Origin of the sequence: Pseudomonas sp. LAP_36, from assembly GCF_019456785.1 — a bacterium.
In the GTDB taxonomy this organism is placed as follows: Bacteria; Pseudomonadota; Gammaproteobacteria; order Pseudomonadales; family Pseudomonadaceae; genus Aquipseudomonas; species Aquipseudomonas tritici.
Genome location: NZ_JAHZMS010000001.1, coordinates 1,042,260 through 1,068,869, shown reverse-complemented (window position 1 = coordinate 1,068,869; position 26,610 = coordinate 1,042,260). Strand labels below are relative to the sequence as shown.

Here is a 26,610-nt window from a genome sequence, read left to right as displayed (position 1 = left end):
GCCGCCCCTGGAGAAAGACATGAATACAATTGGTAAAGCGCTCACCGGTACCCTGCTCGCCCTGTCTATCACCAATGCCTTTGCTGCGACGGGTGATGTGGAACACAACACCCAGGCCTTTCTGGATGCGTTGAACGCCGGCACCGGTAAACCAATAGAGCAACTGACGCCAAAGGACGCCCGTGCCGTACTCACTGGCGCCCAGGCCGGTGTGAAGCTGACCTTACCCAAGGCGGAAGTGAGCCAGAAGACCATTCAGGTCGATGGTAAGCCGCTGGACCTGACCATCGTGCGTCCGGCCGGGGTCAAGGGCACATTGCCGGTGTTCATGTTCTTCCACGGTGGCGGCTGGGTGCTGGGGGATTACCCGACTCACGAACGCCTGGTGCGGGATTTGGTGGCGGGCTCAGGTGCGGTGGCGGTGTTCGTCAACTACACGCCTTCGCCGGAAGCGCATTATCCGGTGGCGATCAACCAGGCCTACGGCGCCACTAAATGGGTGGCCGAGCATGGCAAAGAGATCAATGTCGATGGCAAGCGCCTGGCGGTAGCGGGCAACAGTGTCGGCGGCAATATGGCGGCCGTGGTCAGCCTGATGGCCAAGGACAAGGGCACGCCAGCCATCAAATTCCAGCTGCTGCTGTGGCCGGTGACCGACGCCAGCTTCGACACGGGGTCCTACGACCAGTATGCCGAAGGGCACTTCCTCACCCGCAATATGATGAAGTGGTTCTGGGACAACTACACCACCGACGCCAACCAGCGCGCCGAGATCTACGCCTCGCCGCTGCGGGCCACCCCTGCTCAGCTCAAAGGCTTGCCGCCCGCGCTGATCCAGACGGCCGGCGCCGATGTGCTGCGTGATGAAGGCGAGGCCTATGCCCGCAAACTGGATGCAGCCGGTGTGCCGGTAACTGCCGTGCGCTACAACGGCATGATCCACGACTACGGTTTGCTCAATGTGGTCAGCCAGGTACCAGCGGTGCGCTCAGCCCTGCTGCAAGCGTCGGACGAACTGAAGCAACACCTGAAGTAAGTCAGTACGACGCCCACGAAAAAGCCCGACACAAGGTCGGGCTTTTTTTCGTATCGGCTGGGCCAGAATTACTTCTTGGCGCGACCTTTGTACGAACCGCCTTCGCGGGTATCGATTTCGATCATGTCGTCGATTTCGATGAAATCGGCCACTTGCAGTTCGGTACCGTTGCTCAGCTTGGCAGGCTTCATCACCTTGCCGGAAGTGTCGCCGCGAGCGGAACCTTCGGTGTAGGCCACTTTACGCACGATGGTGGTCGGCAGCTCTACGGAAACCAGGCGCTCTTCGAAGAAAATAGCTTCGCAAACGTCTTCCATGCCTTCTTCGATGAACGGCAGAACGGCTTCGATATCTTCAGCGTTCAGCTCGTACATGGTGTAGTCGGTGGTGTCCATGAACGTGTAGGTGTCGCCGCTGATGAACGACAGGGTCGCTTCTTTGCGGTCGAGGATCACGTCGTCCAGTTTGTCATCGGCGCTGTAGACGATCTCGGTCTTGTAACCGGTCAGCAGGTTCTTCAGCTTGGTCTTCATGATTGCGCTGTTACGACCAGACTTGGTGAACTCAGCTTTCTGAACCAGCCAAGGGTCGTTTTCGAGACGGATCACTGTACCGGGTTTCAGTTCTTTACCAGTTTTCATTGCATATATCCGAAATTTGGATGGGATTTACAAAATTCAAGGTGGCGTATCATATCCAACTTTCATAAAACTTCACCAGCGCCGTCGCAAGATCGGCCTGCAAGCCTTGTTCCAGACACCATGTTTCGGCGTGCTGGCTCACCTCCGGCCCGTGTTCCAGCAGCATTTTCCACGGTTGTGCCATATCGCCCTCCGTGTTCCAGGCTTGCCAGAGCCCGATCAAGGCAGCCTTTGCCGCCACTGATAAGCCGGCCGTGTACAGCTCCAGGAAGGCATCGAGCTTGTCGAGATGGATGTCTTCGTCCTGGCGATAGATGTGCCACAGCAACGGCCGGCCGGCCCATTGGGCGCGCACGAACGAGTCTTCGCCGCGTACGGCATTGAAGTCGCAGCACCACAGCAGGTGGTCATATTGCTCTTGGCGTACGAACGCGATGACCTGCACCGTCAGCGCTCCGCGTTGCTGGATGTCCCCCGCTGCCAGCCGGTCCAGGCCCAGCCAGCGCTGCACATCACCCAGAATACGGCCCTCCGGAACCAACAGATGAGTGGCACGCCCATCCGTCGATAACACGTCCAGCCAACTGGCCAGCCCGGCATTTTCGTAGGCAAACAGTGAGATCAGCCGCGCATCGGCTGCGGGAAATATGCCCAAGGCTTGCAGGAAATCTCGCTGCGCGCTGGCATCCTGCTGAAAGGCCCGACGCTGCTCCAGCAGACCCGCCTCGCGCAGCAAGCCTCCGGTGCCGGGACGAAACCCGGGAAAGAAGAAGTACTTCTGCACGCCTTTGAATTTCACCGAAGGCAACCGGTGACACCCCACTACCCAGTCTTCCGCGCTGAGGTAATCCAGGTTCATCCATAACGGCGTACGCTCGCGTTCGGCCATGGCTTCCATATAGTCGGGCGGTAACTGACAGGCGAAGGCGGCGATCACTACGTCCGCCGCAGGCGCCCCCACCCACTCGGCCGGCCAATGGCACACTTCGACGCCTTCCTGCCATTGCAGGTCTTGCTGCACATCAATTTCCGGGCACATGCGTTCGAAGGCACGCAGGTCATCGACCCACAAACGCACAGCGCAAGCGTGCTCCGCCACCAATTGCCGGGCCAGGCGCCAGGTCACGCCGATGTCGCCGTAGTTGTCGACGACGCTGCAAAAAATATCCCAGCGGGCTTTCATTCCGGGCTCCAACGATCAAAGGCTCGATTGTCCGCATAAATGCACCGATGCAGAAGGCTTGATCGCGATTATTCTGCACAGCGGCTGTGCGACAATCGCCGCCACGCCGCAAATGCCTGCCAGGAGGCCGCCATGTCTGATCGTTCGTTCTCGCTGCTCAAGCTCAGTGTCTCTATCGCGTTTGGCGTGTGGCTGGGGTTTATCGCCATCGTGCTGACCACTTGGCTGGCTTCGCGCTATCTGTTCCCGCAGAGCTTGGCGCCGGTGGCCCAGGCGGTCCAGCAATTGGGCAAGCCTGCGGTTGTGGAACCTGAACCGCCGAACCGCCTGTTCGAGCAATACCAGCAGAACCTGCAGAAGCAGGAACAGCAGCAAGCCCTGGATCAGGCCCGCAACAATGCACGCAACCTGTCCAACCCCAAATGCCAGTTCTGGCTGCAACAAGACCAGAACGCTCCCAACGAAAAGACTCGGGCCAATGTCCTGCAATTCTGCGATTGATCACTATGAATAAACACGCCGTCCACCAGTTGGTCCTGGAAAAGCTCAGCGTCGACCTCGACATTGCCCAACGGGCCGCGCAGACCGCCTACGAAACTGCGACCCACGAAGAAAACATCGCCGAAAACAAATACGACACTCTGGGGCTGGAGGCTTCCTACCTGGCAGCCGGGCAAGCCAAGCGTGTCGAGGAAATCAAGCAGTCGCTGGCGCTGTGCCAGAACATGGCACTGCGTGCCTACGATGATCAGCGGGGCATAGAAATCGGCGCGCTACTGGGCCTGGATGATGAGAACGGTCGCCAGCAGTGGCTGTTCCTGGCGCCGGACGCGGCGGGTTTGAAAGTGGACGTGGTCGGGCAACCGGTGACCGTCATCACCCCGCGCTCGCCGCTGGGCAACAGCCTGCTGGGCAAGTTTGAAGGTGATGAGGTGGAGATTCTGGTGGCAGGCGCTCGGCAACTGTTTACGGTTACCGAGGCCAAATAAACCACTCAGTGAACGGGCAGTTCAACGCCGTCGAACAGCTCTTCCAGTTCCTGCTTGTTGTGGCACTGGATCGCCTTGGCCATGACTTCACGGGTCAGGTGGGGCGCAAACTTCTCGATGAAATCGCACATGAAACCACGCAGGAAAGTGCCGCGACGGAAACCTATCTTGGTCACACTCGACTCGAACAGCTCGCTCGCATCAAGCACTACCAAGTCTTTGTCGAGGGCCGTGTCGACCGCCATCTTGGCGACGATACCGACGCCCAGGCCCAGGCGCACGTAAGTCTTGATCACGTCGGCGTCGGCCGCAGTGAACACCACTTTCGGCGTTAGGCCACGATGGCTGAAGGCTTCGTCGAGCTTGGAACGGCCGGTAAAACCGAATACGTAGGTCACGATCGGGTATTCAGCCAGGGCTTCCAGGGTCAGTTTCGGCAGCTTGGCCAACGGGTGACCTTGCGGCACGACCACGCAGCGGTTCCAGCGATAGCACGGCATCATCACCAGGTCCCCGAACAGCTCCAGGGCTTCGGTGGCGATGGCGAAATCGACGGTGCCGTCAGCGGCCATCTCGGCGATCTGCATCGGCGACCCCTGGTGCATGTGCAGGGCCACGTCAGGGTACTGCTTGATGAAATCACGGATCACCGGCGGCAACGCATAACGAGCCTGGGTGTGGGTGGTGGCGATGGACAGGGTACCCTTCTTCTCGTTGGAGAATTCCTGGGCAATCTGCTTGATGCTCTCGACTTTGCGCAGGATCTCGCCAGCGGTGGTGATGATGCGTTCACCGGCCGGGGTGACACGGGTGAGGTGCTTGCCGCTGCGGGCGAACACTTCGACGCCCAACTCATCTTCGAGCAGGCGGATCTGCTTGCTGATACCAGGTTGCGAGGTGTACAGGCTTTGAGCGGTAGCGGAAACGTTGAGGTCGTGGTGCGCCACTTCCCAGATGTAGCGCAGTTGTTGAAGCTTCATATGTGTCCCTCAAAGCAGATAGACGCCACGGGTATCAGCGACGATATATAACTATATTAAAGGTTTGATGGATAAATCTAGAACTTTTTATCGTTTTTACCCATCACGCATCATCACTGCGTCGACGTTGTAACGAAGGCACCAGGTACACAGGTACCGTAGACAACTGCAGCACCCGTGCAGCGGTGCGCCCCAACGGGGTGGCCGCCGCGATCGCGTGGCTATGACTGCCTACGATCAACAGGTCCACGGACAGTTTGCGCAGTTGGTCGAGTATCACCTCGCACGGGTCCCCCTGGATCACCCGTACCGAGCGGATCAACTTCAGGTCTTGCTCCCCTTCCCCCAACTCCTCGCGAAAGCTGTCCAGCACCCGCTGCTCAATCGTCGCCATCACCGTGGTCAGCCCCTGGCTCTGCCATTCACTCAGGGCCTTCTCATCAAGGTAGCTCTGTAACACCGATTCGGCGAACAGCCCGATGGGCTCGACCACGTGAATCACATACAAATCTGCCTTGAACGTTCGGGCCAGCGCCAGCGCGTGCTGCATCACATAAGGCGCGTACAGACCGAGGTCCGTGGCGTACAGCATCGAACGAATCATAGAACCCCCCCGGAACTGCCAGGATGGCGGAGATGAAATGAGCTTAGCAGTGCCCGGGCGAATACGATTAGCTTAGATCTTCACCTCATTACTGATGCCATGGGGCACATGCCCGGTCGCTACAAACTCCCTGGCTTTCTCGCAATGCCCGGCCTGGTCATCGAAAAACACATCGGCAGCAAACGCCTCCAGAAACGCGGATTTTTCCAGGCCGCCGAGGAACAACGACTCGTCCAGCCGGATATCCCACTCACGCAAGGTGCGAATCACTCGCTCGTGCGACGGCGCCGAGCGCGCGGTGACCAAGGCCGTACGGATCGGGCAGGACTCATCGGGAAACTCGCGCTGCAGCAGGTTGAGCGCCGCCAAAAAACCCTTGAAAGGACCGCCGTGCAAAGGCTGGCGCGCCGACTCCCGCTCGTTGGCCTGGAACGCTTCCAACCCCCCAGCCTGGTACACACGCTCCGACTCATCGGAAAACAACACGGCGTCACCGTCGAAGGCGATGCGCAGCTCTTCGCTGGAGGCCCGGTTTGGACCGCCGGATAAAATCGTCGCAGCAGCGAAACCGGCATCCAAGGCACTGCGCACATCTTCAGCATGGGTCGACAGAAACAGATGGCAGCCAAACGCTGCCAAATAAGGATAAGGACTACGCCCGCCTACGAAAGCGGCGCGGGAAATATCCAGGCCGTAATGCTGGATCGAGTTGAATACGCGCAGGCCGGTATCGGCACTGTTGCGCGACACCAGCACCACTTCGACCCGGGCACGGCCCAGGCTGGCGTTAAGACTCAGCAGTTTCTTGACCAACGGGAAGGCATCGCCGGTCTCGAGGATTTCTTCTTCGTGTTCGATCTGGTATTTGCGGTAGGCCTCGACGCCTTGGGCGAGGTAGACCTTGTGGCTGTCGCTCAGGTCGAACAGGGCGCGCGACGAGATCGCCAGCACCAGTTTGTCGCCCAATCCCTTTGCCATGGTGTGTCCCCCGGCTCAGCGGTTATGCCGATCAATAAAACTCAAGGCCTGGTACAGCGCCTGCATCCGCGGCAGTTCGCAACCGGCAGCTTTTGCCGCAGCGAGTGGCCGGGCGTAGATCGCCGCCAATTCCAGCGGGCGTTTGTGCACGTGGTCGTGGTACATGCTCGGCAAGTAGTCGACCATCGTTTCGGTCATGGTGAACATCTGCTCGGCGTAACTCTTGGGGATTTCATGGCCGCAGGCGTGGGCGCCTAGTACCACTTCGGCCATCAACGCCTGAATCAGCTCGCGGCTGGATTCGTCCGCCATCAACGCCGTGGTGCCCGTGCCCAATAAAACCGAAAGGCCGTTGTAGGGCACGTTCCACACCAACTTATGCCAACGGGCCTGATGCACGTTCGCCATGGCCTGGGACTCGATGCCCGCCTTGTGAAACAACGCGGCGCCGGCTTCGACGATCGCCTTTTGGCGGGTTTCATCATTGGCCGCCGTGCCACTGTGATAACCCAGGTTGACCCGGCCCAACGCCTGATGCTCGATAACGCCGGGGGCAGAACGATGCACGCCGATGTAACACAGGCCGCCGAGCAAATGCAGTGATGCGGGCAGGTGCTCGCGCAGGCTGTCTTCCACATCGAGGCCATTTTGCAGCAACACCACCTTGGCATCCGGCGCCGCAACCTGGGCGATGGTCGGGGCCAGGTCGACGTTGCCGGTGGACTTGGTGCCCACCAGAAGCCAGTCGCACGGCGGCATATCGGCAGCCCGGGCGTAGGCCTGCACCGGGTGCAGGTGCAAGGGGCCATGCACGGTGCTGTTGAGGTGCAGGCCGTGCTCGCTGACCGCTGCGTACTCACTGCGCAACAGGAAGTGCACATCAAAACCGGCGCGTGCCAGCATCAAACCGTAGAAACCACCGATGGCGCCGGTGCCGATGATGCCAATGCGGGGTGATTGTGCGGTCATGGCAGATCCTCTGGAGTGCGGGTAAGCGCATGTTTTATAGAGTCAGCAAGGTCAGAAGGTGTAAGACGCGTCTGTAATTGTCCGAGGAATTGACCCTCGCACACCACGAACAACGCCGGCAAATGAAAGATCTGGTAGCGTTCGACCGCGCCGCCGTTGTGCCCGGCATCCACCCAGCACACCCGGTCCAGCGGCAACGGCCAGCCTGGTAATTGCTGGCGCGCCCAACGGCAACTGGAACACCCTACGCTTGTGAACACGACAAGCGAAATACCTGGCAATCCCAGCAATTGCTGGTCAATATCCAGGTCGGTCAATTCCAGTTCCTTCACTATACTGCTGCTGCCGCCGTCAACTGGACGGTGCTCGGAGTCCGTGTACATGGGTCGTTTTTTACCTCACCCTGATGATGTCGCTGTCGAGTTAATCCAACGCCCCTCTCCTGCCATCCCCCGCCAACGCCTGCACACTATCGGCCTGGGCGGTGTTGCCTGCGATTGGCCACGCGCCTGGCGCGAGGGCACGGCGGTTGATCTGCACATCCCTTCCCTGGGCGCCAGCGCGCGTTATCCGGGCTATGTGGCGTGGTGCCGCAAGGTGGAAAACGGCTACCGCGTCGGTGTCTCGTTTACCGATGAACATGCACTGTTCGGTGCGCGAATGGGTGAGCAAGCATGCCGGATAGAGCGCTATTGCCGCCAGCACGAAGACGCAGAACCCACCGCCCAGCAATTCGAAGCATTGGCCCGCGAGTGGGTATCGCGCCATGCCTGCGAGTTCTCTCATGAGGCGTTTGTGGCGCCAGCGCTGGATTAAAGCGGGCTTTGCCCATTGTCGCGGGCCCGTGTTACGCGCTAAGGTTCCTTCCCCCTGCATCCAAATCATGCTGTGCTCCGCCGCACGGGGATGGCTGGCGGCCGGCACCCGTGACCCTGACGAGTAACACGATGGCTGATTTACCGATCAATGACCTAAACGTCGAATCCAACGAGACCCTGATCACACCTGATCAGCTCAAGCGCGAAATCCCTTTGAGCGACGCTGCCCTGCAGACCGTCACCAAGGGCCGCGAAGTCATCCGTGACATTCTCGACGGCACCGACCACCGCCTGTTTGTCGTCATCGGGCCCTGCTCGATCCATGACCTCAAGGCTGCCCACGAGTACGCCGAGCGCCTCAAAGTACTGGCGGCGGAAGTATCCGACACCCTGTATCTGGTGATGCGCGTCTATTTCGAAAAACCGCGTACCACCGTCGGCTGGAAAGGCTTGATCAACGATCCGTACCTGGACGACTCGTTCAAGATCCAGGATGGCCTGCACATCGGTCGTCAATTGCTGCTGGACCTGGCTGAAATGGGCCTGCCCACCGCCACTGAAGCCCTGGACCCGATCTCCCCGCAGTACCTGCAGGATCTGATCAGCTGGTCGGCGATCGGCGCACGCACCACTGAATCCCAGACTCACCGAGAAATGGCGTCCGGCCTTTCCTCGGCCGTGGGCTTCAAGAACGGCACCGACGGTGGCCTGACCGTGGCGATCAACGCGCTGCAATCGGTCTCCAGCCCGCACCGTTTCCTGGGTATCAACCAGGAAGGTGGCGTGTCCATCGTCACCACCAAGGGCAACGCCTACGGCCACGTGGTGCTGCGCGGCGGCAACGGCAAGCCCAACTATGATTCGGTCAGCGTTGCGCTGTGCGAACAGGCGCTGAACAAGGCCAAGATCAAGCCGAACATCATGGTCGACTGCAGCCACGCCAACTCCAACAAGGACCCGGCCCTGCAACCGCTGGTGATGGAAAACGTCGCCAACCAGATCCTCGAAGGCAACCAGTCGATCATCGGCCTGATGGTCGAGAGCCACCTGAACTGGGGTTGCCAGGCGATTCCAAAAGACCTGGCCGACTTGCAATACGGCGTGTCGATCACTGATGCCTGCATCGATTGGGCCGCCACTGAAAACACCCTGCGCAGCATGCACGCCAAGCTCAAGGACGTATTGCCGAAACGCAAACGCACCTGACACAACACTGCGCACACAAAAACGCCGGGCTGAGCCCGGCGTTTTTTATGGTGCTATTTATTTACAGCTTCGCGGCATGGCGCTGGTGGCGCTCCATGTAGCGTTCAACGTAGGAGCAGGACGGGATCACCGTATAGCCTGCCTGTTCGGCGAACTTCAAGGCTTCCTCGGTCAATGCCGCCGCAATACCACGGCCCCGCAGTGCGTTGGGCACAAAGGTCCGATAGATATCCAGGGTCTGTTTGCCGAGGTCCATATAGGTCAGATAGGCACGATGACCGTCCACATTGGTCTCGAACTGATGACCAGCCTGGTCATGGTGGATGGACAACGCCTCGCTCATCACTACTCCTCGCGGGTCTTGGTTTCTGACCCCTACCTTACCGATGTTTTTCCGGCGAAGGAACATCTACGCCACCCCGTGCCGGTTCCGACAACGAGAAAACCCTGAGCGCTCACAACCAGCACGTAGGGAATAGTAGGCACCAATCCTGCGATTGCTCAAGGCGCACCTGTCATCCCCTGCCGCTGGTGGATATAGAAAAAGCCTCGATCAACCGATGATCGAAAGCCTGTACATTGCCGGCAGTTGAACCTTGAGACGAACAGACGCTCTTAAAGTCACCTCTACATGCGCAAAAGATGCCGGGCAACGCAAAGCCGTGCTGAACGAAAGTGTCAGCTGTATATATAAATTTTCATCTGTTTACAGGGCTTAACACATGCGGGCCGGCCCTTCCAGCCTGGATCCAATTGTCGCCTGATTGAAAAAAATTGGACGCTTTTTATACAAACCTTCAAAAGGTTAGCCAAAATAGATTCGGCACGAGAATTTTTTTTGCTTCTTGCGCTACGTCAGTTTACTTACTACAAGTAATGGGTAGTATGTACGCCGGCTATTAGCTCACTCTGGGCGAACTAGCCATCTAATAGAAAGTCCTTGAAGGGGAACACGATGAACAACGTTCTGAAATTCTCTGCTCTGGCTCTGGCCGCAGTTCTGGCTACCGGTTGCAGCAGCGTCTCCAAAGAAACCGAAGCTCGTCTGACTGCAACTGAAGACGCAGCAGCTCGCTCCCAGGCTCGTGCAGACGAAGCCTACCGTAAAGCTGATGAAGCTCTGGCTGCTGCTCAAAAAGCACAACAGACTGCTGACGAAGCTAACGAGCGCGCACTGCGTATGCTTGAAAAAGCTAGCCGCAAGTAATAATCCTTCGGGGTTGTTATCAAGCCGATCCATTTATGGGTCGGCTTTTTTATTGCCTGGGATTTATACCTGAATAACGCACAATAAAAAGCCCGCCGAGGCGCAAGGCCTTGACGGGCTTTTGAACGAACGCCTTATTGCTGCAGGTCGATCGGCGCGCTGGAGGCGATCGGTGCCGGGCCCGGCACGCCGATTTCCGTCGGCAAACCATCTTCTGCCGCCACCACATCCCGCACCTGGTCCCAGTTCACGCGCAACTGATTGGACAGGTCCTCACGCTTGAGCAAGGCGTTGATCACCGCCGTGTGCTTGTCCACCACCGACGGCGTACCGTCGTCGTTCAATGGGGTATGTGCTTCAAGGTAGACCTTGCCGCCGCTGGCGCCGAACTTGTAGGCATCGTTGATGATGCGCACCGACGTGCCCACCGGCACCATGCCGGCCATCTCCAGCACGTTGTTGTTGAACATACGGAAGCAGCCGTGGCTGGTACGGGTGCCGATGCCGAACTTCGCGTTGGAGCCGTGGATCAGGTAACCCGGCGTGCCCAGGGTGAACTTGAACGGGCCCAAGGGGTTGTCCGGGCCGGCCGGCACCACGTTGGGCAGCGGGTCACCGTTGGCAGCGTGCTCGGCCTTGATCGAGGCGGGCGGCGTCCAGGTCGGGTTCGGCGTTTTGGCAATGATGCTGGTATGGGCGATAGGCGAACCCCAGCCTTCACGACCAATGCCCAGCGGGAAGGTGTAGACCACGTTCTGGCCCTTGGGGAAGTAGTAGAGCCGGTACTCCGCCAGGTTGATCACAATACCTTCGCGCGGGCCCGGCGGCAGGATGAACCGCGTCGGCAGCACGATCTCGGTGCCCGCCCCCGGCAACCAGGCATCCACACCCGGGTTGGCCGCGACCATCTCCGAATAGCCCAGGTCATAGGTGGTGCCCAGGTCGGCAAAAGTGTCTTCGTACTTGGCCTTGATCACCTGGACCTGACCGACGATGTCTTCACCCGGCGGTGGCAAGGGCAACTGCAAAGCTGACGCAGAACCAGCCGCACAGAGTGCAGCGAGAGACAGGCAGCAGGTGACGACGGAAAGGCGCGACAACATCCGGAAAATCCTTCGCAGAACGACGGGGAGGTAAAGATCGATTGTATACGTGAAGCGCGCTTCTAGCTGCCCCTTACAGCTCGAAACGCAGCTCCGGCCAGATCGGCGGCGTACCGCGCTTCTGGGATTCCAGGATCGCACGACACAAGGGGCACAGTCGCTGGTCCTGGAAGATCGAGCGATCAACCCGCGACCAACGCGGTTGCGCCGGCAATAGCGTGCCGCACAGCGTGCGATCGATGGTGCCGCCCAGTTCCAGTTGACGCGTCACCAGATGCACCCGCACTTCCTGGCAGGCGAACAGATCCAGCTGCTCGTCCGGCTCGATCAGTTGGTAATTAAACAGGGACCAGGCGGGACGCGACATCAGGGGCTCCAAATCGGGGGGGCGCCACCTTAGCCGAAAGCCTGCCGGTAGAAAAGCGTCATAACAGTGGTTTTAGCGTCGGCCAGACATTTTCCAGCAACTTGCCCTGGGCGCCGACCGCCGGGTGCAGTTGATCCGCCTGCATCAGCTCCGGATGACCACCCACGCCATCGAGGAAAAACGGTACCAGCGGGACGTTTTTTTCCTTGGCCAACACACCATAGACTTCGGCAAATGCGGTGGTGTATCGCGGGCCATAGTTGGGCGGCAGCTGCATACCCAGCAACAACACCTTGGCACCACCGGCCTTGGACTGGTCAATCATCGACGCAAGATTTTGTTTCAATTGCGCCGGGGGTTGCCCACGCAATCCATCATTGCCGCCCAACTCGATCACCACCACGTCCGGCTTATGCTCTGCAAGCGCCGCCGGCAGCCGCGCCAAGCCCCCGGCACTGGTATCCCCGCTGATGGAGGCGTTGATCACTTTATCGTCGAAACCTTCCTGCTTGAGCCGTTGCTCCAGCAGGGCAACCCACCCCTTGCGGGTATCCAGGCCGAAACCGGCACTGATACTATCGCCAACGATCAGGACTGTACCCGCCGCTGCGTTCTGGGCCATGCACATCAAGGCCAGGCCAGCACTCAAAAACCACATTCGCATCGGATTCTCCATGGGCGCAAGCATTCTCACCGCGCGGAACCTTAGCAAAGTGGTTCCCAGCGCGGAAGGTGAACTGACTATCCTGCACGAACTGAGCCTGGAACTGAACAAGGGCGATAGCCTGGCTATCGTCGGCAGCTCCGGTTCCGGCAAATCCACCCTCCTCGGCCTGCTGGCTGGCCTCGACCTGCCCAGCAGCGGCGAAGTCACCCTCGCCGGCCAAGCCTTGAGCACCCTGGACGAAGACCAGCGCGCGCGCATCCGTGCCGAGCACGTAGGGTTCGTGTTCCAGTCCTTCCAACTGCTCGACAGCCTCAACGCGCTGGAGAACGTCATGCTGCCGTTGGAGCTGGACGGCCGCAAAGACGCCCGCGAGCGCGCCCGGCACCTGCTCGAACGTGTCGGCCTGGGCCAACGCCTGACCCACTCACCCCGCCAACTCTCCGGTGGCGAGCAACAACGCGTGGCGATTGCCCGCGCCTTTGCCGCCGAGCCGGACGTGCTGTTTGCCGACGAACCTACCGGCAACCTCGACAGCCACACCGGCGAGCGCATCAGCGACCTGCTGTTCGAGCTCAATAAAGAGAGCGGCACGACCCTGGTGCTGGTCACCCACGACGAGCGCCTGGCCCACCGTTGCCGACGCCTGATCCGCCTTGAAGCCGGCCTGATGGTCGCGCCCCTGGAGCCTTGATGGCACGTTTGCCGCTGTTGCGCCTGTTCAGCCTTGCCATGCGCCAATTGCTGCGCGATGCCCGCGCTGGCGAATTGCGTGTGTTGTTCTTCGCCCTGTTGGTGGCCGTGGCCGCCAGTACCGCCATCGGCTACTTCGGCGCTCGCCTCAATGGCGCCATGTTGTTGCGCGCCACCGAGTTTTTGGGCGCCGACCTGGTGCTGGAAGGCAGCTCGCCGGCCCGCCCCGAGCAAATCCAGTCTGGCACCGAACTGGGCCTCGATCACGCTCGCGTGGTGGAGTTCTCCAGCGTTATAGCCACTGATAACGGCATCCAGCTCTCCAGCATCAAGGCGGTCAACGAGCAGTACCCGCTGCGCGGCGAACTGAAAAGCGCTGCTGCGCCCTTCGGTGAGGAGACCCCTGGCGGCGAGCCCAAACCCGGGGAAGCCTGGGTTGAAGCCCGGCTGCTGACAGCACTGGACCTCAAGGTCGGCGACAGCATTGATGTGGGTATGAAAACCCTGCGCCTGGCCCGCGTGCTCACCTATGAGCCGGACCGCGCCGGCAACTTCTACAGCCTTACGCCCAGGGTGATGATCAACCTGTCGGACCTGGACGCTACCGGTGTCGTACAGCCCGGCAGCCGTGTCAGCTACCGCGAACTGTGGCGCGGGCCACAGGGCAGCACGGCGCTGCAAACCTATCGTGACCTGATTAAGCCAGGACTCGCCGCCAACCAGCGGCTGCAGGACTCACGGGACGGCAACCAACAGATCGGCGGCGCGCTGGGCAAAGCCGAGCGCTACCTGAACATGGCCAGCCTGGTCGCAGTGCTGCTGGCCGGCGTGGCCGTGGCGCTGTCGGCCAATCGCTTCGCCACCCGGCGTTTTGACGCCAGTGCCTTGCTGCGCTGCCTGGGATTGTCACGGCGCGAAGCCATGTTGCTGTTCAGTTTGCAACTGAGCGTACTGGGGCTGCTGGCGAGCCTGACCGGCGCCCTGCTCGGCTGGCTGGCGCAATTTGGCCTGTTTTACTTTCTCCATGACCTGCTGCCTGCGGACGTTCCACCCGGCGGGCTGTTACCGGCAATTGCGGGAATCGGCACCGGCCTGGTCGCCCTCGCCGGTTTCGCCCTGCCGCCCTTGGCCGCCCTGGGTCGTGTCCCCCCGCTAAGGGTATTGCGTCGCGACCTGCTGCCGATTCCCTCCAGTACCTGGATGGTCTACGGCGCGGCACTGTTTGCATTGGGCCTGATCATGTGGCGCCTGAGCCTCGACTTGGTGCTGACCTTCGCCCTGCTGGGCGGTGGCGTGGTGGCTGCACTGGTCCTCGGCGGCCTGCTCCTGCTGCTGTTGCAAAGCCTGCGCCGCCTGCTGGCACGCGCCTCCCTGCCGTGGCGCCTGGGCCTGGGCCAATTGCTGCGCCACCCGTTAGCGGCGGCCGGACAATCCCTGGCGTTTGGCTTGATCCTGCTGTCCATGGGCTTGATCGCCCTGCTGCGTGGCGAGTTGCTCGACACCTGGCAAAACCAGTTGCCCAAGGACGCGCCCAACTATTTCGCCTTGAATATCCTGCCGGCCGACAAGGATGCCTTTGGCGACCGCCTGCTGGAACTGCAAGCGCAATCCGCGCCGCTGTACCCGGTGGTGCCGGGTCGCCTGATCAGTATCAACGGCGAGCCAGTACAGGAAATCGTCAGCAAGGATTCAAGCGGCGATCGCGCGGTACAACGCGACCTGAGCCTGACCTGGGCTGCCGACCTGCCACCGGGTAATGCCCTGACGGCGGGCTCATGGTGGTCACCGCAACCCACCGATGAAATCCCTGGCGTCTCCGTAGAAGCCAAGGTAGCGGAAAGCCTCAAGCTCAAGCTCAATGACCACTTGGTGTTCACGGTGGGCGGCGAAAATCGTGAAGCGCGGGTGACCAGCCTGCGGACCATCAACTGGGATAACTTCCAGCCCAACTTCTTCATGATTTTCCAGCCAGGCACCTTGAAGGACCTGCCGGCCACCTACCTGACCAGCTTCTACCTGGCACCCGGGCATGACCAGCAAATCGTCGACCTGTCCCGGGCGTTCCCGGCGGTAACCATCCTGCAGGTCGAGGCACTGCTGGAGCAGTTGCGCAGCATCCTCGCCCAAGTGACCCTGGCGGTGGAGTACGTACTGCTGTTTGTTCTGGCAGCGGGGATGGCGGTGTTGTTCTCGGGCCTGCAGGCCACGCTCGACGAACGTATCCGCCAAGGCGCGCTGTTGCGCGCACTGGGTGCCGAACGCAAGCTGCTGGTCAAGGCCAGGCGTATCGAGTTCGGCTTGCTGGGTGCCGTCAGTGGCCTGTTGGCGGCACTGGGGACCGAACTGGTGACCTTTGTGCTGTACCGCTATGCATTTGACCTGGCCTGGCAGCCTCACCCATGGTTGCTGTTGCTACCGGTGATTGGCGCCGTGCTGATCGGCGGTGCCGGTGTGTTTGGCACCCGCCGTGCCCTGAACGCCAGCCCACTGACTGTATTGCGCGAAGGTTGAAGCGCCGTGTGGGAGAGCTTTAGCAACGCGGCGAAGGGATCACCGCGCGGTCTTTGCCAGACCGCAGCGCCTGCATCGCAGCGTCGCTGAAGCTCGACAGCTCCCACATGTGATCTCTAGTGTTTTCGGAGCCCCGCTCACTTCACATACTCGATCCCGGTGATCCACCAGCACACTTCACCACTCGGGGTCTGCACGAGGGCCTCGTCGTCTACTTCCTTGCGCAGCAGCGCACGGGCCATGGGTGAGTCGATGGAGATGTAGTCCATCCGTTCATAGATCTCGTCATAGCCGACGATACGAAAACGCTTGGTCTCGCCCTGTTCATTTTCGATGTCCACCCAGGCGCCAAAAAACACCTTGCCCTCCTGCTCGGGCATGTACTCCACCACACGCATGTCTTCCAGGCGCTTGCGCAGGTAGCGCACGCGACGGTCGATCTCGCGCAGCAACTTCTTGTTGTACTGGTAATCGGCGTTTTCGCTGCGGTCCCCCAGCGAGGCCGCCCAGGTCACTTTGCGCGTGGTGTCCGGGCGCTTCTCACGCCAGAGGTAATCCAGCTCCTTCTTCAGCGCTTCATGGCCTTCTTTGGTAATCAGCTTGGTACTCAAACGCTTGCATCCCCAGGCAATGTCCATAGGTGCCGATACGCCTGGGTTTCAAGCCCGGGCGTTGGCTGGCTGGCGTTGATGATAAATGAACCCGGGAAAGTAGCCAGGCCAGTCTAGCTATCCAACGCCCGATCCAGCTCAAGCAGCATGCCTCTCAGGCTTTGCCGCAGGCCCGCCACCTGCGACGTCATCACCTTCAGGGCTTCGGTCCTCTGGCTGACCGCAAGCGACTGATCATGCAGTTGAGCGGTGCGTTGTTCCAGTTCTCGAACCTTCTCATCCAACTGGGTTTGCCCCTGCTGCAACCGCGCCTGCCACTGCTCAAGTGCGGCCTCCTGCTCGATTGCCGCGAGTTTTTGCTGGGTCAGCTCCTGGGCGACACGGGCAAGGTTGGTCAACGTACTGTCCACCTCGAACAACGTACTGTGGTCACCTGACGCAGGGGGTTGCGGTTGCGCCGGCGCGACGGGTGCAGGTGGGATTGCAGGTGGCTGCGGCGCGATGATCACGGGCGTTTCGACGGAAGCTGGCAGGGGCTCCTCAACCAGATGTTCATGCGTCGGCCGGGGTGGCTCTGAGGGGCCTGCCCCTTTGACCGGGGAGCTCATTTGTGACGAAAAACGAATGGACGGCACAATCAATGAAGCACTTTCGATAGCCGGCAGTGTCGAGGCCGACATGCCCAGGGTGATCACTTTCATCACAAGCGCTTTCTTGATAATCACCGAGTGATGATCCTCGGGCCTGGCGGGCGGCAGCTTGCAACCTTTCAAATCGACAAAATGATAGGGCACCTGGGTCTCAGTAACGCCGCCCGCCTTAACCCCCGAAGCGGCCAATGTCAGTATTTGCTTAAACACATGTAAGGCCACCTGCAAGTCTTCCTTGGACTCGACCCCGCCCAGGAAATACCGGTCAAGTTTCTTACGCAAGCCCGCGATATAGACCCTGGAACTTCCCGGCTCTACCTCCTCATCCAAACTGTAAACAAGAAAGTTGGAGGCCGTCTGACCTACAGCAAACCCACAGAGCAGTGCACCGTTAACTGGAGCATCTTGACCGTCGCGTTCAAGCACAAGGGTACGTAGCAGCATCATGGCATTCAGGCCTCATTATGCGGGGCAGAAAGTTTATATAAACAACAAATAAACATTCAAAAATTGGACGCTTTTAAAACACGACACATTGTTTCAGTGGCTTGACTGCCGCGCACGTAGGACTTGTCTTATTAATAGTTATCGGCGTTCCCAAAAACAGTCATTACCCGTACCCTTTTTTCACGCCCCCTACGTCATGCCAAACTTATTCGGTAAAAAAATGATCGAAATAAGCAATCTGACAAAACACACGGGTAACACAACTATAATCAGCGACTTTTCATTTAGCGCCCATTCACAAGAATGCCTGGGTTTATTCGGAGAAGATCATACGGTCAAAACAGCCCTGCTCAATCTAATAGCCGGTTCGACGCAGCCGTCCAGCGGTTATATAAATATCCAGGGCTTCAATACTCAAACCCACGCACTTAACGCGAAAAAACTCGTCGGCTACCAACTGTCCAAAGACCTCGGCCATCCAACAATGTCCGTCAACACATTCCTTGGCTTTATCGCGGCCGTTCGCGGCCTCCACGGCGCCGAAAAGCGCGCACGGTTGGAACACGTTGTTGCACGACTGGAACTGTTTCCGGTGCTCAATGCCCCCCTCGACGCGCTCTCCCTTGCCTGGAAACGCAAAGTCGCTATTGCCCAAGCCATCCTGCATGGTCCAGCCCTGTTACTGCTGGATGAACCAACCGAAGGGCTCGCACCTGATCAGAAACATACATTCAGGGCGCTTATCCAATCACTGACGCAAGAAATGACAGTGATCATCGCCTCTCGTCACTGCGATGAATTGTCCGAATTGTGTACACGCGCACTAGTCATAGCCGGCGGTCGCCTGGTGGCCGATACCCCACTGCCCGATCTACAGCGCGACTCCCGTCACTTCCAGGCCGTCACACTTGCTGCGGACACCCCGTTGGATCTGCTGGCCCTCGCCGTACTGCCAGGCGTGGCAGGCATCGAGGAGCATCGGCATGCACCCGGCACGGTGACCGTTCTCGCGATGCCGGGGCACACCATCTATCCCCATATCAACACGCTGATTGCCAGTCGTCGCTGGAAAATCAACTCACTGAATCTGGAACCAGGTCGCCTCAATGATGTAGTCCACCAACTGAGCCAGGAGGCGTCTCTGTGAAACTATTGCCTGTCATTTTAAAGCGTCAACTTGCCAGCTTTGCCTGCACACCCAGTATTTACCTGAACATTGCGATCTTCCTGATACTGTCAGTCACATTGGGCATGTACATAAGCTCGTGGCCGGAACAAAACAGCGGCGACTTGCAGGTCTTTTTCCAGTTCCATTCCTGGCTGTACTTATTGTTGATTCCCGCCCTGGCCATGCAACTATGGTCGGATGAAGCCAATGCAGGTTTTTTCGGCGTGATGAAAACCATGCCCATCACGACATTTGAATGGGTTATCGGGAAATTCCTCGCCGCCTGGCTCGTCGCAGGTACAACGCTGCTTCTGATGTTTCCTCTCGTCATTATTGCCAACTACTTGGGCAGAGCGGACAACATCGTTATCGCTTCACAATTTTTGGCGAGTTGGCTGCTCGCGGGCAGCTACCTGTCCGCTGGTTGCTTTATTTGCACATTTGTAAGCCAGCGCACTGTCATTTTCGTACTGACCCTGGGCTTGCTGCTGACCGCCAGTGGACTCTCTAGTGTATTGGATGCGCTTGAGCACCAAGCCCCGATAGGGTTGATCGACAGCCTGGCCACACTCAGCCCGGCTTTACGATTCAGCAGTATCGATGATGGAAAACTTACACTTCGCGACACGCTTTACTTCATTAGCATGATCCTCGCCTTTCTCGCTGCGGCGACCGTCACACTCAACTACAAACACAGCTGAGAAGGGAAACCCTTAATGCGGTCCACTCTGCGCACCGGCATGACACTCACCGTCACCTTGTTGCTTTTCCTGGCGTTCAATCTGGTTTGGATAGGTAAACTTCCTGATATCCAGTGGGATCTTTCTCAACAAAAAGTTCACACTTTATCGTCTTCAGCACAACATCTAGTTGCCACACTGGAAAGCCCCGTCGACCTGTATTACTTCAACTCGAACAACGACCCGAAAAGAAACTACGCCGTGCAACGCTACAGCAAGCGTGTAGAGGAACTGCTCAAGGAGTACGAAAAAACGGCCAATGGCATGATTAACCTGCACCTTATTGAACCTGCACCTTTTTCCGAGGACGCCTATAAAGCCCGGCTATCCGGACTCGACCACAACGCTGGGTTTCTCGGCCTTATCGGCACCCGCGCCGGTCACAGTGTGCGCCGTATCGGTTCCTTCAGCCTCGACCGGGAGCCCTTGCTCGAGTATGAAATCAGCCACCTGCTCTATAAGTTGCAGCACCCGGAGCGCCCGGTCATTGCACTGCTGTCGGGGCTGGCGATGGACGAAGCTGCAGGTCGGCTGTTGCAGGATCTACGACGTGAATTTGATCTGGTCAACCTGGAGTCGACTGCCGCGCACGTCCCCGAGCGTATAAAAACGCTGATGGTTGTGCACCCACAGGCGTTATCTGAGCGAACGCTGTATGGGATTGAACAATTTGTATTGAGGGGCGGCAGATTGATGATGTTTATTGACCCCTTGAGCGAGCAACGCTCAAACGCTGCCCCTGCCAACACTCTAGTGGACCAATTACTGGCTGCCTGGGGTATCCAGATGCCAGCGGACAAGCTGCTGGCCGACGACCTCTATACGCCTTGGGAAACGCCAGGGGCGCCCACTCAGGTCCGATTGAACCTGCCTCGGCAGGCGATGAACACAAACGATATCAGCACCTGGAACCTCAACAGGGTGACGGTATCGAGCAGTGGCGCTCTCTCACGAATGAGTAAAAGTCGCACGACCTTCACCCCTCTCCTGCACAGCTCCGAGCAATCGGTGCTGCTGGATGCCAATAGCTTCACCCGCGCTACCACGGTCGACTCATTGATTGAACAGGCGTCGGGCCAAGAGCGGCGTCATGTGATCGCCGCACGTATCGAGGGGCCGAGCTATTCTGTCTTTCCGGATGGCCTCAAGGGGCAGCCGCCCGGTGTGCAGAAAGCAGCGCAGATACATGTCGTGGTCATTGCTGACACCGACTTGCTCACGGACAAGGTCAGCAATTCGGCACCTGACAGCAACGCGTTGTTTGTCTTGAATACATTGGACAACCTGTCCGCCCCCGACACACTCGCCGCAATTCGCCCTCGCGTGCCGCAGGAACGGGAGCCGACAGTGCTGGAGCGCATGCACGAGGTCGCGAAGCACGCCTATCGCTCGAAGGCCAGCGAACTGGAACGACGCCTGCAACGAACGGAGCAGGAATGGCAACGGCTGATCCCGTGGACCACTGCCCTCGGCACCCAGGCGGTGGACACCACCACCCAGTTGCAAGCACTCAACAAGGAACGCCTGCGCTTGCCCATGGAGCTGCATGCCTTGCAACGCGAAGCCTATGCCCAGGTGCGTCACCTGGAACTGGCGATAAAACTGGTCGTGACGTTTGCCATTCCGCTGACGTTATGCCTGATCGCCTGGGGGGTCTTCCGGGGTCATCGCCGTCGTCGGCTGCACGCTGGCAGCCTGATTCACTAAACGATTAACGTCGGGCGATCAGCCCTTGTCGAGCGATGCGGGTCAATTGGCGGATGACTTCTGCGGCGTCGCTGGCACTCGGGGCCTGGATGACCGCGAGGTCAAAGCTGTTGCTGGCAAAACGCGCAAGGGAATCGCCATCTTCGACAAACTGGATCAGGAACGCTGAGGGTCGGCCAGTACGGCGCGGCCAGCCATCCAAGTAACGCAAGAGCGTAGGCTGGTGCTTGCCGCCAAGGAGAATTTTAGGATTGCGTTGAGTCAGGTCCGCGGTGATCGGGGCCAGGCGTATCAGGGGGCGTAGTGCATTCATCGTGTCGTGTCTCTGCCTCAAAAGTCTGCGGGCAGGTGAGAGGCAACACCGAACCAGCGCTTTAGCGGAATTTCGAAGCATGGAACATGCTTCTGTCGGGACCGATAGCGATCACCCATGGCGCCCCGCAATTAGCTGTTTAAATCGGCGCATGAACGGCATCCTAGAGAAGCCGGTGGGGCGATGTCAACAATCCCGAGCAACGAAAAGGCCCGCACATGGCGGGCCGATTCAAGGTTTTGCAGAACGATCAGTTGGCGATAGCGCGGTCGGCAGACAGTTTGCCCGCCCCTTCCAACAACACCGCCAGGGTGCCGCCGAGCAAGGCCAGTGCGAACTCATAACCGTTGTTGGCCATGAACAGACCGTTATGGATATGCACCGAGAAGATCGCCACCAGCGTCAGGATGGTCAAGCCGAGTGCCGCCGGACGCGCCAGCAGGCCAATGATCAGTGCCAGGCCGGCGAAGAACTCGGTCCCCCCCGACAGCAGCGCCATCAGCGTACCCGGCGCCAGGCCGATGCTTTCCATCCACTGGGCAGTGCCTGCCAGGCCGTAGCCGCCAAACCAGCCAAAGAGTTTTTGCGAACCGTGGGCGGCGAAGATAATGCCGACAATAATACGCAGGATGGTCAGGCCGTAACCGGCACGGGTGGACAGGACGCTTTTGATCAGTGGGCTCATGGTGATAATCCTTTTCAAAGTAGGGGTTGGTTGGCCGCTATATTAATCAGTTTAAACAATGATAAAAGCCGAAAAAATGCCTGATTAATATCGATTAAATCGATTACTTCCGTGAAGCGATTTTCGGCGCTGGCGGTTCCAGGGATTCCCGCTCCCGATCGAACGCCAGATAGTACTTGTTGACGCTATTAACATAGCTGACGCCGCCCATGCCTACTTGCTCCATGGCAATGCGTTCAACCTGGAAGAACCACTGGTTGGGGTTGAGCCCCCGGCGCTTGGCCTCCGTGCGCATACCCTGCACCCGCTCTGGCCCCATGTTGTACGCCGCCAGCACAAAGGCCATGCGCTCGCGCTCATTGAGCTTGGGGCTGGCGAAGAACTTGCGGCGGATCATCGCCAGGTAGCGCGCACCCGCCTGCACATTACTGTCGAGACTTTCGATATTGTTGACCCCCACGCGCTGCGCCGCCGAGGGCGTAATCTGCATCAGGCCGGTGGGGCCGCCGCTGTTGCGTGCGCCAGGGTCAAGCGCGGATTCCTTGAAGGCCAGCGCGGCAAGGTTCAACCAATCCATGCCCTGCTCGCGGGCGTGTTTCTGCAACACCGGGCGCAATTTTTCCAGGCGCTGGCGGTCGACGCGGGCCAGCGGGTTGCGTACTTGGTAGAGGCGACGGTAGATGCGTTGAAACGCCACATCCTGGTCTGCGGGGGTTCGATAGGTCTTGAGGAATCGATCAATGCTGGCCCGCAGCATCGAGGCATCCTGGCGCACAAACCAGTACTCGTCGCCCGGCTCGCTGATGACCACCTGTTTATCGAAACGCAACTTGGGCAGGATCTTCGACCAGCGCTCGGCAATCGGCTTTTCGACAATGGTCAGGTGGAAAATGCCAGCCTGGACCATCTCCAGCACATCTTCCACGGCCAAGGTCGGGTCAACCCATTCCACCTCGATGGGTGGCTGCTTGTGCAGGGCCAGCTTCTGATTGACCTGGCTGATGGCATCCGCCGCCGCACTACCGGTGGTCAGCGCCAGGGTGCGTCCGGACAGTTGCTCCAACTTGGTAAACCGCCGCTCACCTTTCACGCCCACCAGCCACAGCGGCACATCGCTGGCAATCGGATCGCTGGTGCTGATCTTGTGCGCGGCCTTTACATCCACCAACTCACCGGGCGCCACCAGGTCACCTTCACCACGGGCCAGCGCGCCAAGCAACTGGTCCTTGGCCTTGGGAATGATCTTGAGGTTGATTTCCTGGCCGTCACGGGCATGGCCGTTGAGGTATTGCTCGAAGGCGCGCAAACGATGGTATTCCACACCGATGGCCTGGCCCTGAACCTCGCCTGAACTGTTACGGCTCTGGTTGACCAATACGCGCAGGGTGCGGCTCGAGCGAATCTCCGCCAGATCGCGGACCTTGCCGGGCTTGGTCACTTCCAGCGGCCCGTCCAGGCGCGCAACCGCGGCCATGGGCAGCAGCAGCGTCAGGCACAACATAAGCAACGCCGAGGGTCGGATCATCCGCTCTCCGGAAAAGAATACTGGCCAACATCCTCGCGAAAAACGAGGTGGTGGGGTCAGAAACAGAGCGCTATAAGCGCGGGCTTTGCGCGCAACGGTGACACAGGGCAAAGCTTTGGACACAACCCAATGTCACTGGCGACGTTCAAAGACAGCTATAACTCGTTGTAGTTCTTAGTTTTTCTTATAAATCTACAGCTCTGATATGCTTTCCGGCCGCAGGCGGAGATAGCACCATGCAACTCATTGATATCGGCGTCAACCTGACCAACCCCAGTTTCGACGAGAAGCACCAGGCCGTGCTCGAACGTGCCTATGCCGCCGGCGTGCAACAATTGGTGCTCACCGGCACCAGCGTCGAGGGCAGCGAACACGCCCTGGAGCTGTGCGTAAAACTCGATGAAAGCGGCCAGCGCCTGTTCAGCACCGCCGGCATTCACCCCCACTCCGCCAATGACTGGAACAGCGACAGCGCCCAGCGCTTGCGTGGATTGCTCGGTGAAAGCCGCGTGCGTGCCGTGGGCGAATGCGGGCTGGATTTCAACCGCGACTTCTCGCCCCGCCCCCAGCAGGAAAAAGTCTTGGAAGAACACCTGGCCCTGGCCGTCGAGCTGAAACTGCCGGTGTTCCTCCACGAGCGTGACGCCAACGTGCGACTGCTGGAGATCCTCAAAGGCTACCGCGACCACCTCACCGCCGCCGTGGTGCATTGCTTTACCGGCGAACAGCAGGCGTTGTTCAGCTACCTCGACCTCGACTTGCACATTGGTATCACCGGCTGGATCTGCGACGAACGCCGTGGGACGCACCTGCACCCACTTGTCAGGGAAATTCCCCGAGGCCGTCTGATGCTGGAAAGCGACGCGCCCTACTTGCTGCCACGCACACTGCGCCCAAAACCGAAAAATGGTCGCAACGAGCCCGCGTATCTGCCGGAGGTACTGCGCGAAGTCGCCCTGCATCGCAACGAAAGCGTGGAAGACCTGGCCCAACACAGCACCGCCAGCGCACGCGCTTTTTTCGGCTTGCCCACCCTCGCTTAATGCGGCGCATTGACCCATGTCAAAACGGTTTTCCTGAGTAGCGGCACAATAATGGCACCTTGCCAATGCTGTTTCCGCTATCAGAGAAAACCTTCCATGGGTGCCTGGCTTAGCAATATCTCGCTGAAGTACAAATTTTGGGCCGTCAATGCGGTCGCCTTCATTACCACGCTGCTGCTGGTGCTCTACGCCGTGCAGCTTGAACAACAGGCCCGCAGCACGGCCTCACACGCCTCGGCGCAGGCGCAAGCGCGGTTACTCAGCGCCTGGCCGGCGGACAAAACGCTGCCCAACGGAGAGCTTTGGCTGACGTTCGCAGGTGGCCGAGTCCCCCAACTGGCCGATCAAGATCTGTCAGCCCTGAGAAACGCCAACGGCTGGGTCGAACTCAATCACATGCCCCTCTTTGGCGAAAACCCACTGATGGGTGCCGAAGTGATCGCCCGCCCCGACGGGCAACACGTCGCCGTGCTCGCCTACGCCCCCAGCTTGAGCCAGGTGTTCGCCGAACGCTTCGCCAACTACGCGGTGGCGGTATTGGTCCTGATGCTGGCAATGCTCGGCGCCTCGCAATTGCTGATCCGCTTCCTGCTCAGCCAGCTCAACACTCTAAAAGACGTGATGCTGCACGTGGAAAAAACCGGCGACCTGTCCGCCCGCGTGCCCTTGGCGTGCAAGGATGAAGTTGGCCAGATGGCCAGCGCCTTCAACGCCATGCAGGCCGGTTACCAGCGCGTGGTCAACACCGTGGCGCATACCGCCCGGCAACTGGACGAGGGTGCTGCGCGGCTGGCCAGCAGCATGAACGAGGTGCAGCGCGGCATGCTCGGCCAGCAAAGTGAAACCGACCAGGCCGCCACTGCCATTAACGAGATGACCGCCACCGTCCATCACATTGCCCAACATGCCGGCGCTACCCGGGATCTGTCGCAGACCGCCGACACCCTAGCCGGCAGCGGCCAGGAAGTGGTCACCCGCGTGCAACGCTCGATTGCAGGCCTCTCCACGGGGGTGCAACAGACTGCCGAAATGATCCAGAAACTCGCCGAGGACAGCCAGAAAATCAACGGCGTGGTCAGCGTGATCCATAGCATCGCCGAACAGACCAACCTACTCGCCCTCAACGCCGCCATCGAAGCCGCCCGCGCCGGGGAAATGGGCCGTGGCTTTGCCGTGGTTGCCGACGAAGTGCGTAACCTGGCCAAACGCGTGCAAAACTCCACCGACGAAATCACCCGCATGGTCTCGGCACTGCAAGACGGCACCCGCGACGCAGTGGACTTCATGCAGGAAAGCTCGTTCAAGGCCGACGACTGCGTCCAACAAGCCCAGGAAGCCGGCGCCGCACTCGCCGAAATCACCGGCGCCGTGGCGCAGATGCGCGAAAGCAACACCCAGATCGCCGTCGCCGCCGAACAGCAAAGCCACGTCGCCGAAGAGATGAACCGCGCGGTAGTGAGTATTCGAGACGTGACTGAGAACACCGTGCAACAAACCGTGGACTCGGCGACTACCAGCAATGAATTGGCGACCTTGGCCGGGGAACTGAGCAAAGCGATTGGGCAGTTGAAGCTGTAGGACTGTTCAACCTGTAATCCCTTGCCTACAACGAAGCCTCGATTTACCCGAGGTTTTGGTGAAACTTCCTAGCTATCCTGGCGAATAACGCCGACTTCTTTTCCCTACCAACCTCTCCAAAGTCTCTCGCCTGATCAATCAGCGCGAGGGACCGCCGATGCACTTCTCCGTTAACACCCTGACCCGTTGGACGG

The 26,610-nt window shown here is 59.3% G+C and carries 29 protein-coding genes; 13 read left to right on the top strand and 16 right to left on the bottom strand.

All coding sequences use genetic code 11. The annotated features are described in order from the left end of the window. Positions 1-19: 19 nt before the first annotated feature. On the top strand, positions 20-1,036 hold the full coding sequence (locus tag JBO08_RS04985) for an alpha/beta hydrolase (RefSeq protein ID WP_083214605.1): 1,017 nt from the start codon (positions 20-22) through the stop codon (positions 1,034-1,036). Positions 1,037-1,104: 68 nt separating this feature from the next. On the opposite strand, the gene JBO08_RS04980 is transcribed toward JBO08_RS04985, so the two are convergent. Both JBO08_RS04980 and earP read right to left on the bottom strand, forming a co-directional pair. Beyond that, positions 1,105-1,677, bottom strand: coding sequence for an elongation factor P (locus JBO08_RS04980; RefSeq protein ID WP_065872731.1), 573 nt, complete (start codon positions 1,675-1,677; stop codon positions 1,105-1,107). Positions 1,678-1,726: 49 nt separating this feature from the next. Further along, complete coding sequence (gene earP / locus JBO08_RS04975; protein WP_065889656.1) at positions 1,727-2,860, bottom strand: elongation factor P maturation arginine rhamnosyltransferase EarP; 1,134 nt, start codon at positions 2,858-2,860, stop codon at positions 1,727-1,729. Between the two features lie 132 nt (positions 2,861-2,992). On the opposite strand from earP, the gene JBO08_RS04970 reads away from it, so the two are divergent. Then, complete coding sequence (locus tag JBO08_RS04970; protein WP_065872733.1) at positions 2,993-3,361, top strand: hypothetical protein; 369 nt, start codon at positions 2,993-2,995, stop codon at positions 3,359-3,361. A 5-nt stretch (positions 3,362-3,366) separates the two neighbouring features. Beyond that, positions 3,367-3,849, top strand: coding sequence for a transcription elongation factor GreAB (locus JBO08_RS04965; protein ID WP_065872734.1), 483 nt, complete (start codon positions 3,367-3,369; stop codon positions 3,847-3,849). Positions 3,850-3,854: 5 nt separating this feature from the next. Here JBO08_RS04965 and cysB read toward each other — a convergent pair whose 3' ends face one another. The 5 genes from cysB to JBO08_RS04940 form a co-directional block, all read right to left on the bottom strand. Then, entirely contained in the window at positions 3,855-4,829 is a 975-nt protein-coding gene (gene cysB, locus JBO08_RS04960; RefSeq protein WP_012722988.1) for an HTH-type transcriptional regulator CysB, read from the bottom strand. A gap of 103 nt (positions 4,830-4,932) precedes the next feature. After that, complete coding sequence (locus JBO08_RS04955; protein WP_049709304.1) at positions 4,933-5,433, bottom strand: universal stress protein; 501 nt, start codon at positions 5,431-5,433, stop codon at positions 4,933-4,935. A 72-nt stretch (positions 5,434-5,505) separates the two neighbouring features. Continuing rightward, a complete protein-coding gene (locus tag JBO08_RS04950; protein ID WP_049709305.1) occupies positions 5,506-6,411 on the bottom strand; it encodes a 5'-nucleotidase in 906 nt (301 codons plus the stop codon). Positions 6,412-6,426: 15 nt separating this feature from the next. After that, a complete protein-coding gene (locus JBO08_RS04945; RefSeq protein ID WP_220074453.1) occupies positions 6,427-7,380 on the bottom strand; it encodes a putative 2-dehydropantoate 2-reductase in 954 nt (317 codons plus the stop codon). Next, on the bottom strand, positions 7,377-7,763 hold the full coding sequence (locus JBO08_RS04940) for a thioredoxin (RefSeq protein WP_065872737.1): 387 nt from the start codon (positions 7,761-7,763) through the stop codon (positions 7,377-7,379). The genes JBO08_RS04945 and JBO08_RS04940 overlap by 4 nt, the downstream gene beginning before the upstream one ends. Here JBO08_RS04940 and JBO08_RS04935 point away from each other — a divergent pair. Both JBO08_RS04935 and JBO08_RS04930 read left to right on the top strand, forming a co-directional pair. Beyond that, positions 7,762-8,196 (top strand): PilZ domain-containing protein, encoded by a 435-nt coding sequence (locus tag JBO08_RS04935; RefSeq protein ID WP_065882417.1) that lies wholly within the window; start codon positions 7,762-7,764, stop codon positions 8,194-8,196. The genes JBO08_RS04940 and JBO08_RS04935 overlap by 2 nt on opposite strands. 131 nt (positions 8,197-8,327) lie before the next feature. Then, positions 8,328-9,404 carry a 3-deoxy-7-phosphoheptulonate synthase gene (locus JBO08_RS04930; RefSeq protein WP_016975370.1) on the top strand — a complete coding sequence of 359 codons (1,077 nt, stop codon included), beginning with the start codon at positions 8,328-8,330 and terminating at the stop codon, positions 9,402-9,404. 61 nt (positions 9,405-9,465) lie between these two features. Here JBO08_RS04930 and JBO08_RS04925 read toward each other — a convergent pair whose 3' ends face one another. Then, a complete protein-coding gene (locus JBO08_RS04925) occupies positions 9,466-9,747 on the bottom strand; it encodes a GNAT family N-acetyltransferase (protein ID WP_049709309.1) in 282 nt (93 codons plus the stop codon). A 612-nt stretch (positions 9,748-10,359) separates the two neighbouring features. Here JBO08_RS04925 and oprI point away from each other — a divergent pair. Further along, complete coding sequence (gene oprI, locus JBO08_RS04920; protein ID WP_003172710.1) at positions 10,360-10,611, top strand: outer membrane lipoprotei OprI; 252 nt, start codon at positions 10,360-10,362, stop codon at positions 10,609-10,611. Between the two features lie 134 nt (positions 10,612-10,745). Here oprI and JBO08_RS04915 read toward each other — a convergent pair whose 3' ends face one another. From JBO08_RS04915 to JBO08_RS04905, 3 genes are all read right to left on the bottom strand, one after another. Continuing rightward, positions 10,746-11,714 carry a L,D-transpeptidase family protein gene (locus tag JBO08_RS04915; protein WP_065872739.1) on the bottom strand — a complete coding sequence of 323 codons (969 nt, stop codon included), beginning with the start codon at positions 11,712-11,714 and terminating at the stop codon, positions 10,746-10,748. Positions 11,715-11,787: 73 nt separating this feature from the next. After that, on the bottom strand, positions 11,788-12,081 hold the full coding sequence (locus JBO08_RS04910; RefSeq protein ID WP_065872740.1) for a hypothetical protein: 294 nt from the start codon (positions 12,079-12,081) through the stop codon (positions 11,788-11,790). A gap of 58 nt (positions 12,082-12,139) precedes the next feature. After that, a complete protein-coding gene (locus JBO08_RS04905) occupies positions 12,140-12,745 on the bottom strand; it encodes an arylesterase (RefSeq protein ID WP_065872741.1) in 606 nt (201 codons plus the stop codon). A gap of 10 nt (positions 12,746-12,755) precedes the next feature. Between JBO08_RS04905 and JBO08_RS04900 the strand changes: the two genes are divergently transcribed. Together JBO08_RS04900 and JBO08_RS04895 are read left to right on the top strand one after the other, a co-directional pair. Beyond that, entirely contained in the window at positions 12,756-13,439 is a 684-nt protein-coding gene (locus tag JBO08_RS04900; RefSeq protein ID WP_005786391.1) for an ABC transporter ATP-binding protein, read from the top strand. Further along, entirely contained in the window at positions 13,439-15,949 is a 2,511-nt protein-coding gene (locus tag JBO08_RS04895; protein ID WP_065889654.1) for an ABC transporter permease, read from the top strand. Before JBO08_RS04900 ends, JBO08_RS04895 begins: the two co-directional genes overlap by 1 nt. A gap of 137 nt (positions 15,950-16,086) precedes the next feature. Here JBO08_RS04895 and greB read toward each other — a convergent pair whose 3' ends face one another. Together greB and JBO08_RS04885 are read right to left on the bottom strand one after the other, a co-directional pair. Then, positions 16,087-16,560, bottom strand: coding sequence for a transcription elongation factor GreB (gene greB, locus JBO08_RS04890; RefSeq protein ID WP_065872762.1), 474 nt, complete (start codon positions 16,558-16,560; stop codon positions 16,087-16,089). Between the two features lie 113 nt (positions 16,561-16,673). Beyond that, the gene (locus JBO08_RS04885) at positions 16,674-17,657 is read right to left on the bottom strand and encodes a hypothetical protein (RefSeq protein ID WP_065872743.1); all 984 of its coding nucleotides are present in this window, start codon (positions 17,655-17,657) and stop codon (positions 16,674-16,676) included. 220 nt (positions 17,658-17,877) lie between these two features. Between JBO08_RS04885 and JBO08_RS04880 the strand changes: the two genes are divergently transcribed. Genes JBO08_RS04880 through JBO08_RS04870 form a run of 3 tightly spaced genes read left to right on the top strand, consistent with a single transcriptional unit; the run spans position 17,878 to position 21,272 of the window. Continuing rightward, positions 17,878-18,804, top strand: a complete 927-nt coding sequence (locus tag JBO08_RS04880; protein WP_065872744.1) for an ABC transporter ATP-binding protein — start codon at positions 17,878-17,880, stop codon at positions 18,802-18,804. Next, positions 18,801-19,526 (top strand): ABC transporter permease, encoded by a 726-nt coding sequence (locus JBO08_RS04875; protein ID WP_220074454.1) that lies wholly within the window; start codon positions 18,801-18,803, stop codon positions 19,524-19,526. The genes JBO08_RS04880 and JBO08_RS04875 overlap by 4 nt, the downstream gene beginning before the upstream one ends. A gap of 15 nt (positions 19,527-19,541) precedes the next feature. Next, positions 19,542-21,272: a Gldg family protein gene (locus JBO08_RS04870; RefSeq protein WP_065882407.1), complete on the top strand. Its 1,731-nt coding sequence runs from the start codon at positions 19,542-19,544 to the stop codon at positions 21,270-21,272. Between the two features lie 4 nt (positions 21,273-21,276). On the opposite strand, the gene JBO08_RS04865 is transcribed toward JBO08_RS04870, so the two are convergent. The 3 genes from JBO08_RS04865 to JBO08_RS04855 form a co-directional block, all read right to left on the bottom strand. Next, positions 21,277-21,585: a hypothetical protein gene (locus JBO08_RS04865; RefSeq protein ID WP_065882405.1), complete on the bottom strand. Its 309-nt coding sequence runs from the start codon at positions 21,583-21,585 to the stop codon at positions 21,277-21,279. Between the two features lie 250 nt (positions 21,586-21,835). Continuing rightward, positions 21,836-22,270: a DoxX family protein gene (locus JBO08_RS04860; protein ID WP_065872748.1), complete on the bottom strand. Its 435-nt coding sequence runs from the start codon at positions 22,268-22,270 to the stop codon at positions 21,836-21,838. Positions 22,271-22,373: 103 nt separating this feature from the next. Beyond that, the gene (locus JBO08_RS04855; protein ID WP_220074455.1) at positions 22,374-23,795 is read right to left on the bottom strand and encodes a transglycosylase SLT domain-containing protein; all 1,422 of its coding nucleotides are present in this window, start codon (positions 23,793-23,795) and stop codon (positions 22,374-22,376) included. Between the two features lie 236 nt (positions 23,796-24,031). Between JBO08_RS04855 and JBO08_RS04850 the strand changes: the two genes are divergently transcribed. Together JBO08_RS04850 and JBO08_RS04845 are read left to right on the top strand one after the other, a co-directional pair. Continuing rightward, positions 24,032-24,838: a TatD family hydrolase gene (locus JBO08_RS04850; protein ID WP_220074456.1), complete on the top strand. Its 807-nt coding sequence runs from the start codon at positions 24,032-24,034 to the stop codon at positions 24,836-24,838. 96 nt (positions 24,839-24,934) lie between these two features. Beyond that, complete coding sequence (locus tag JBO08_RS04845) at positions 24,935-26,416, top strand: methyl-accepting chemotaxis protein (RefSeq protein ID WP_220074457.1); 1,482 nt, start codon at positions 24,935-24,937, stop codon at positions 26,414-26,416. Positions 26,417-26,610: the final 194 nt, after the last annotated feature.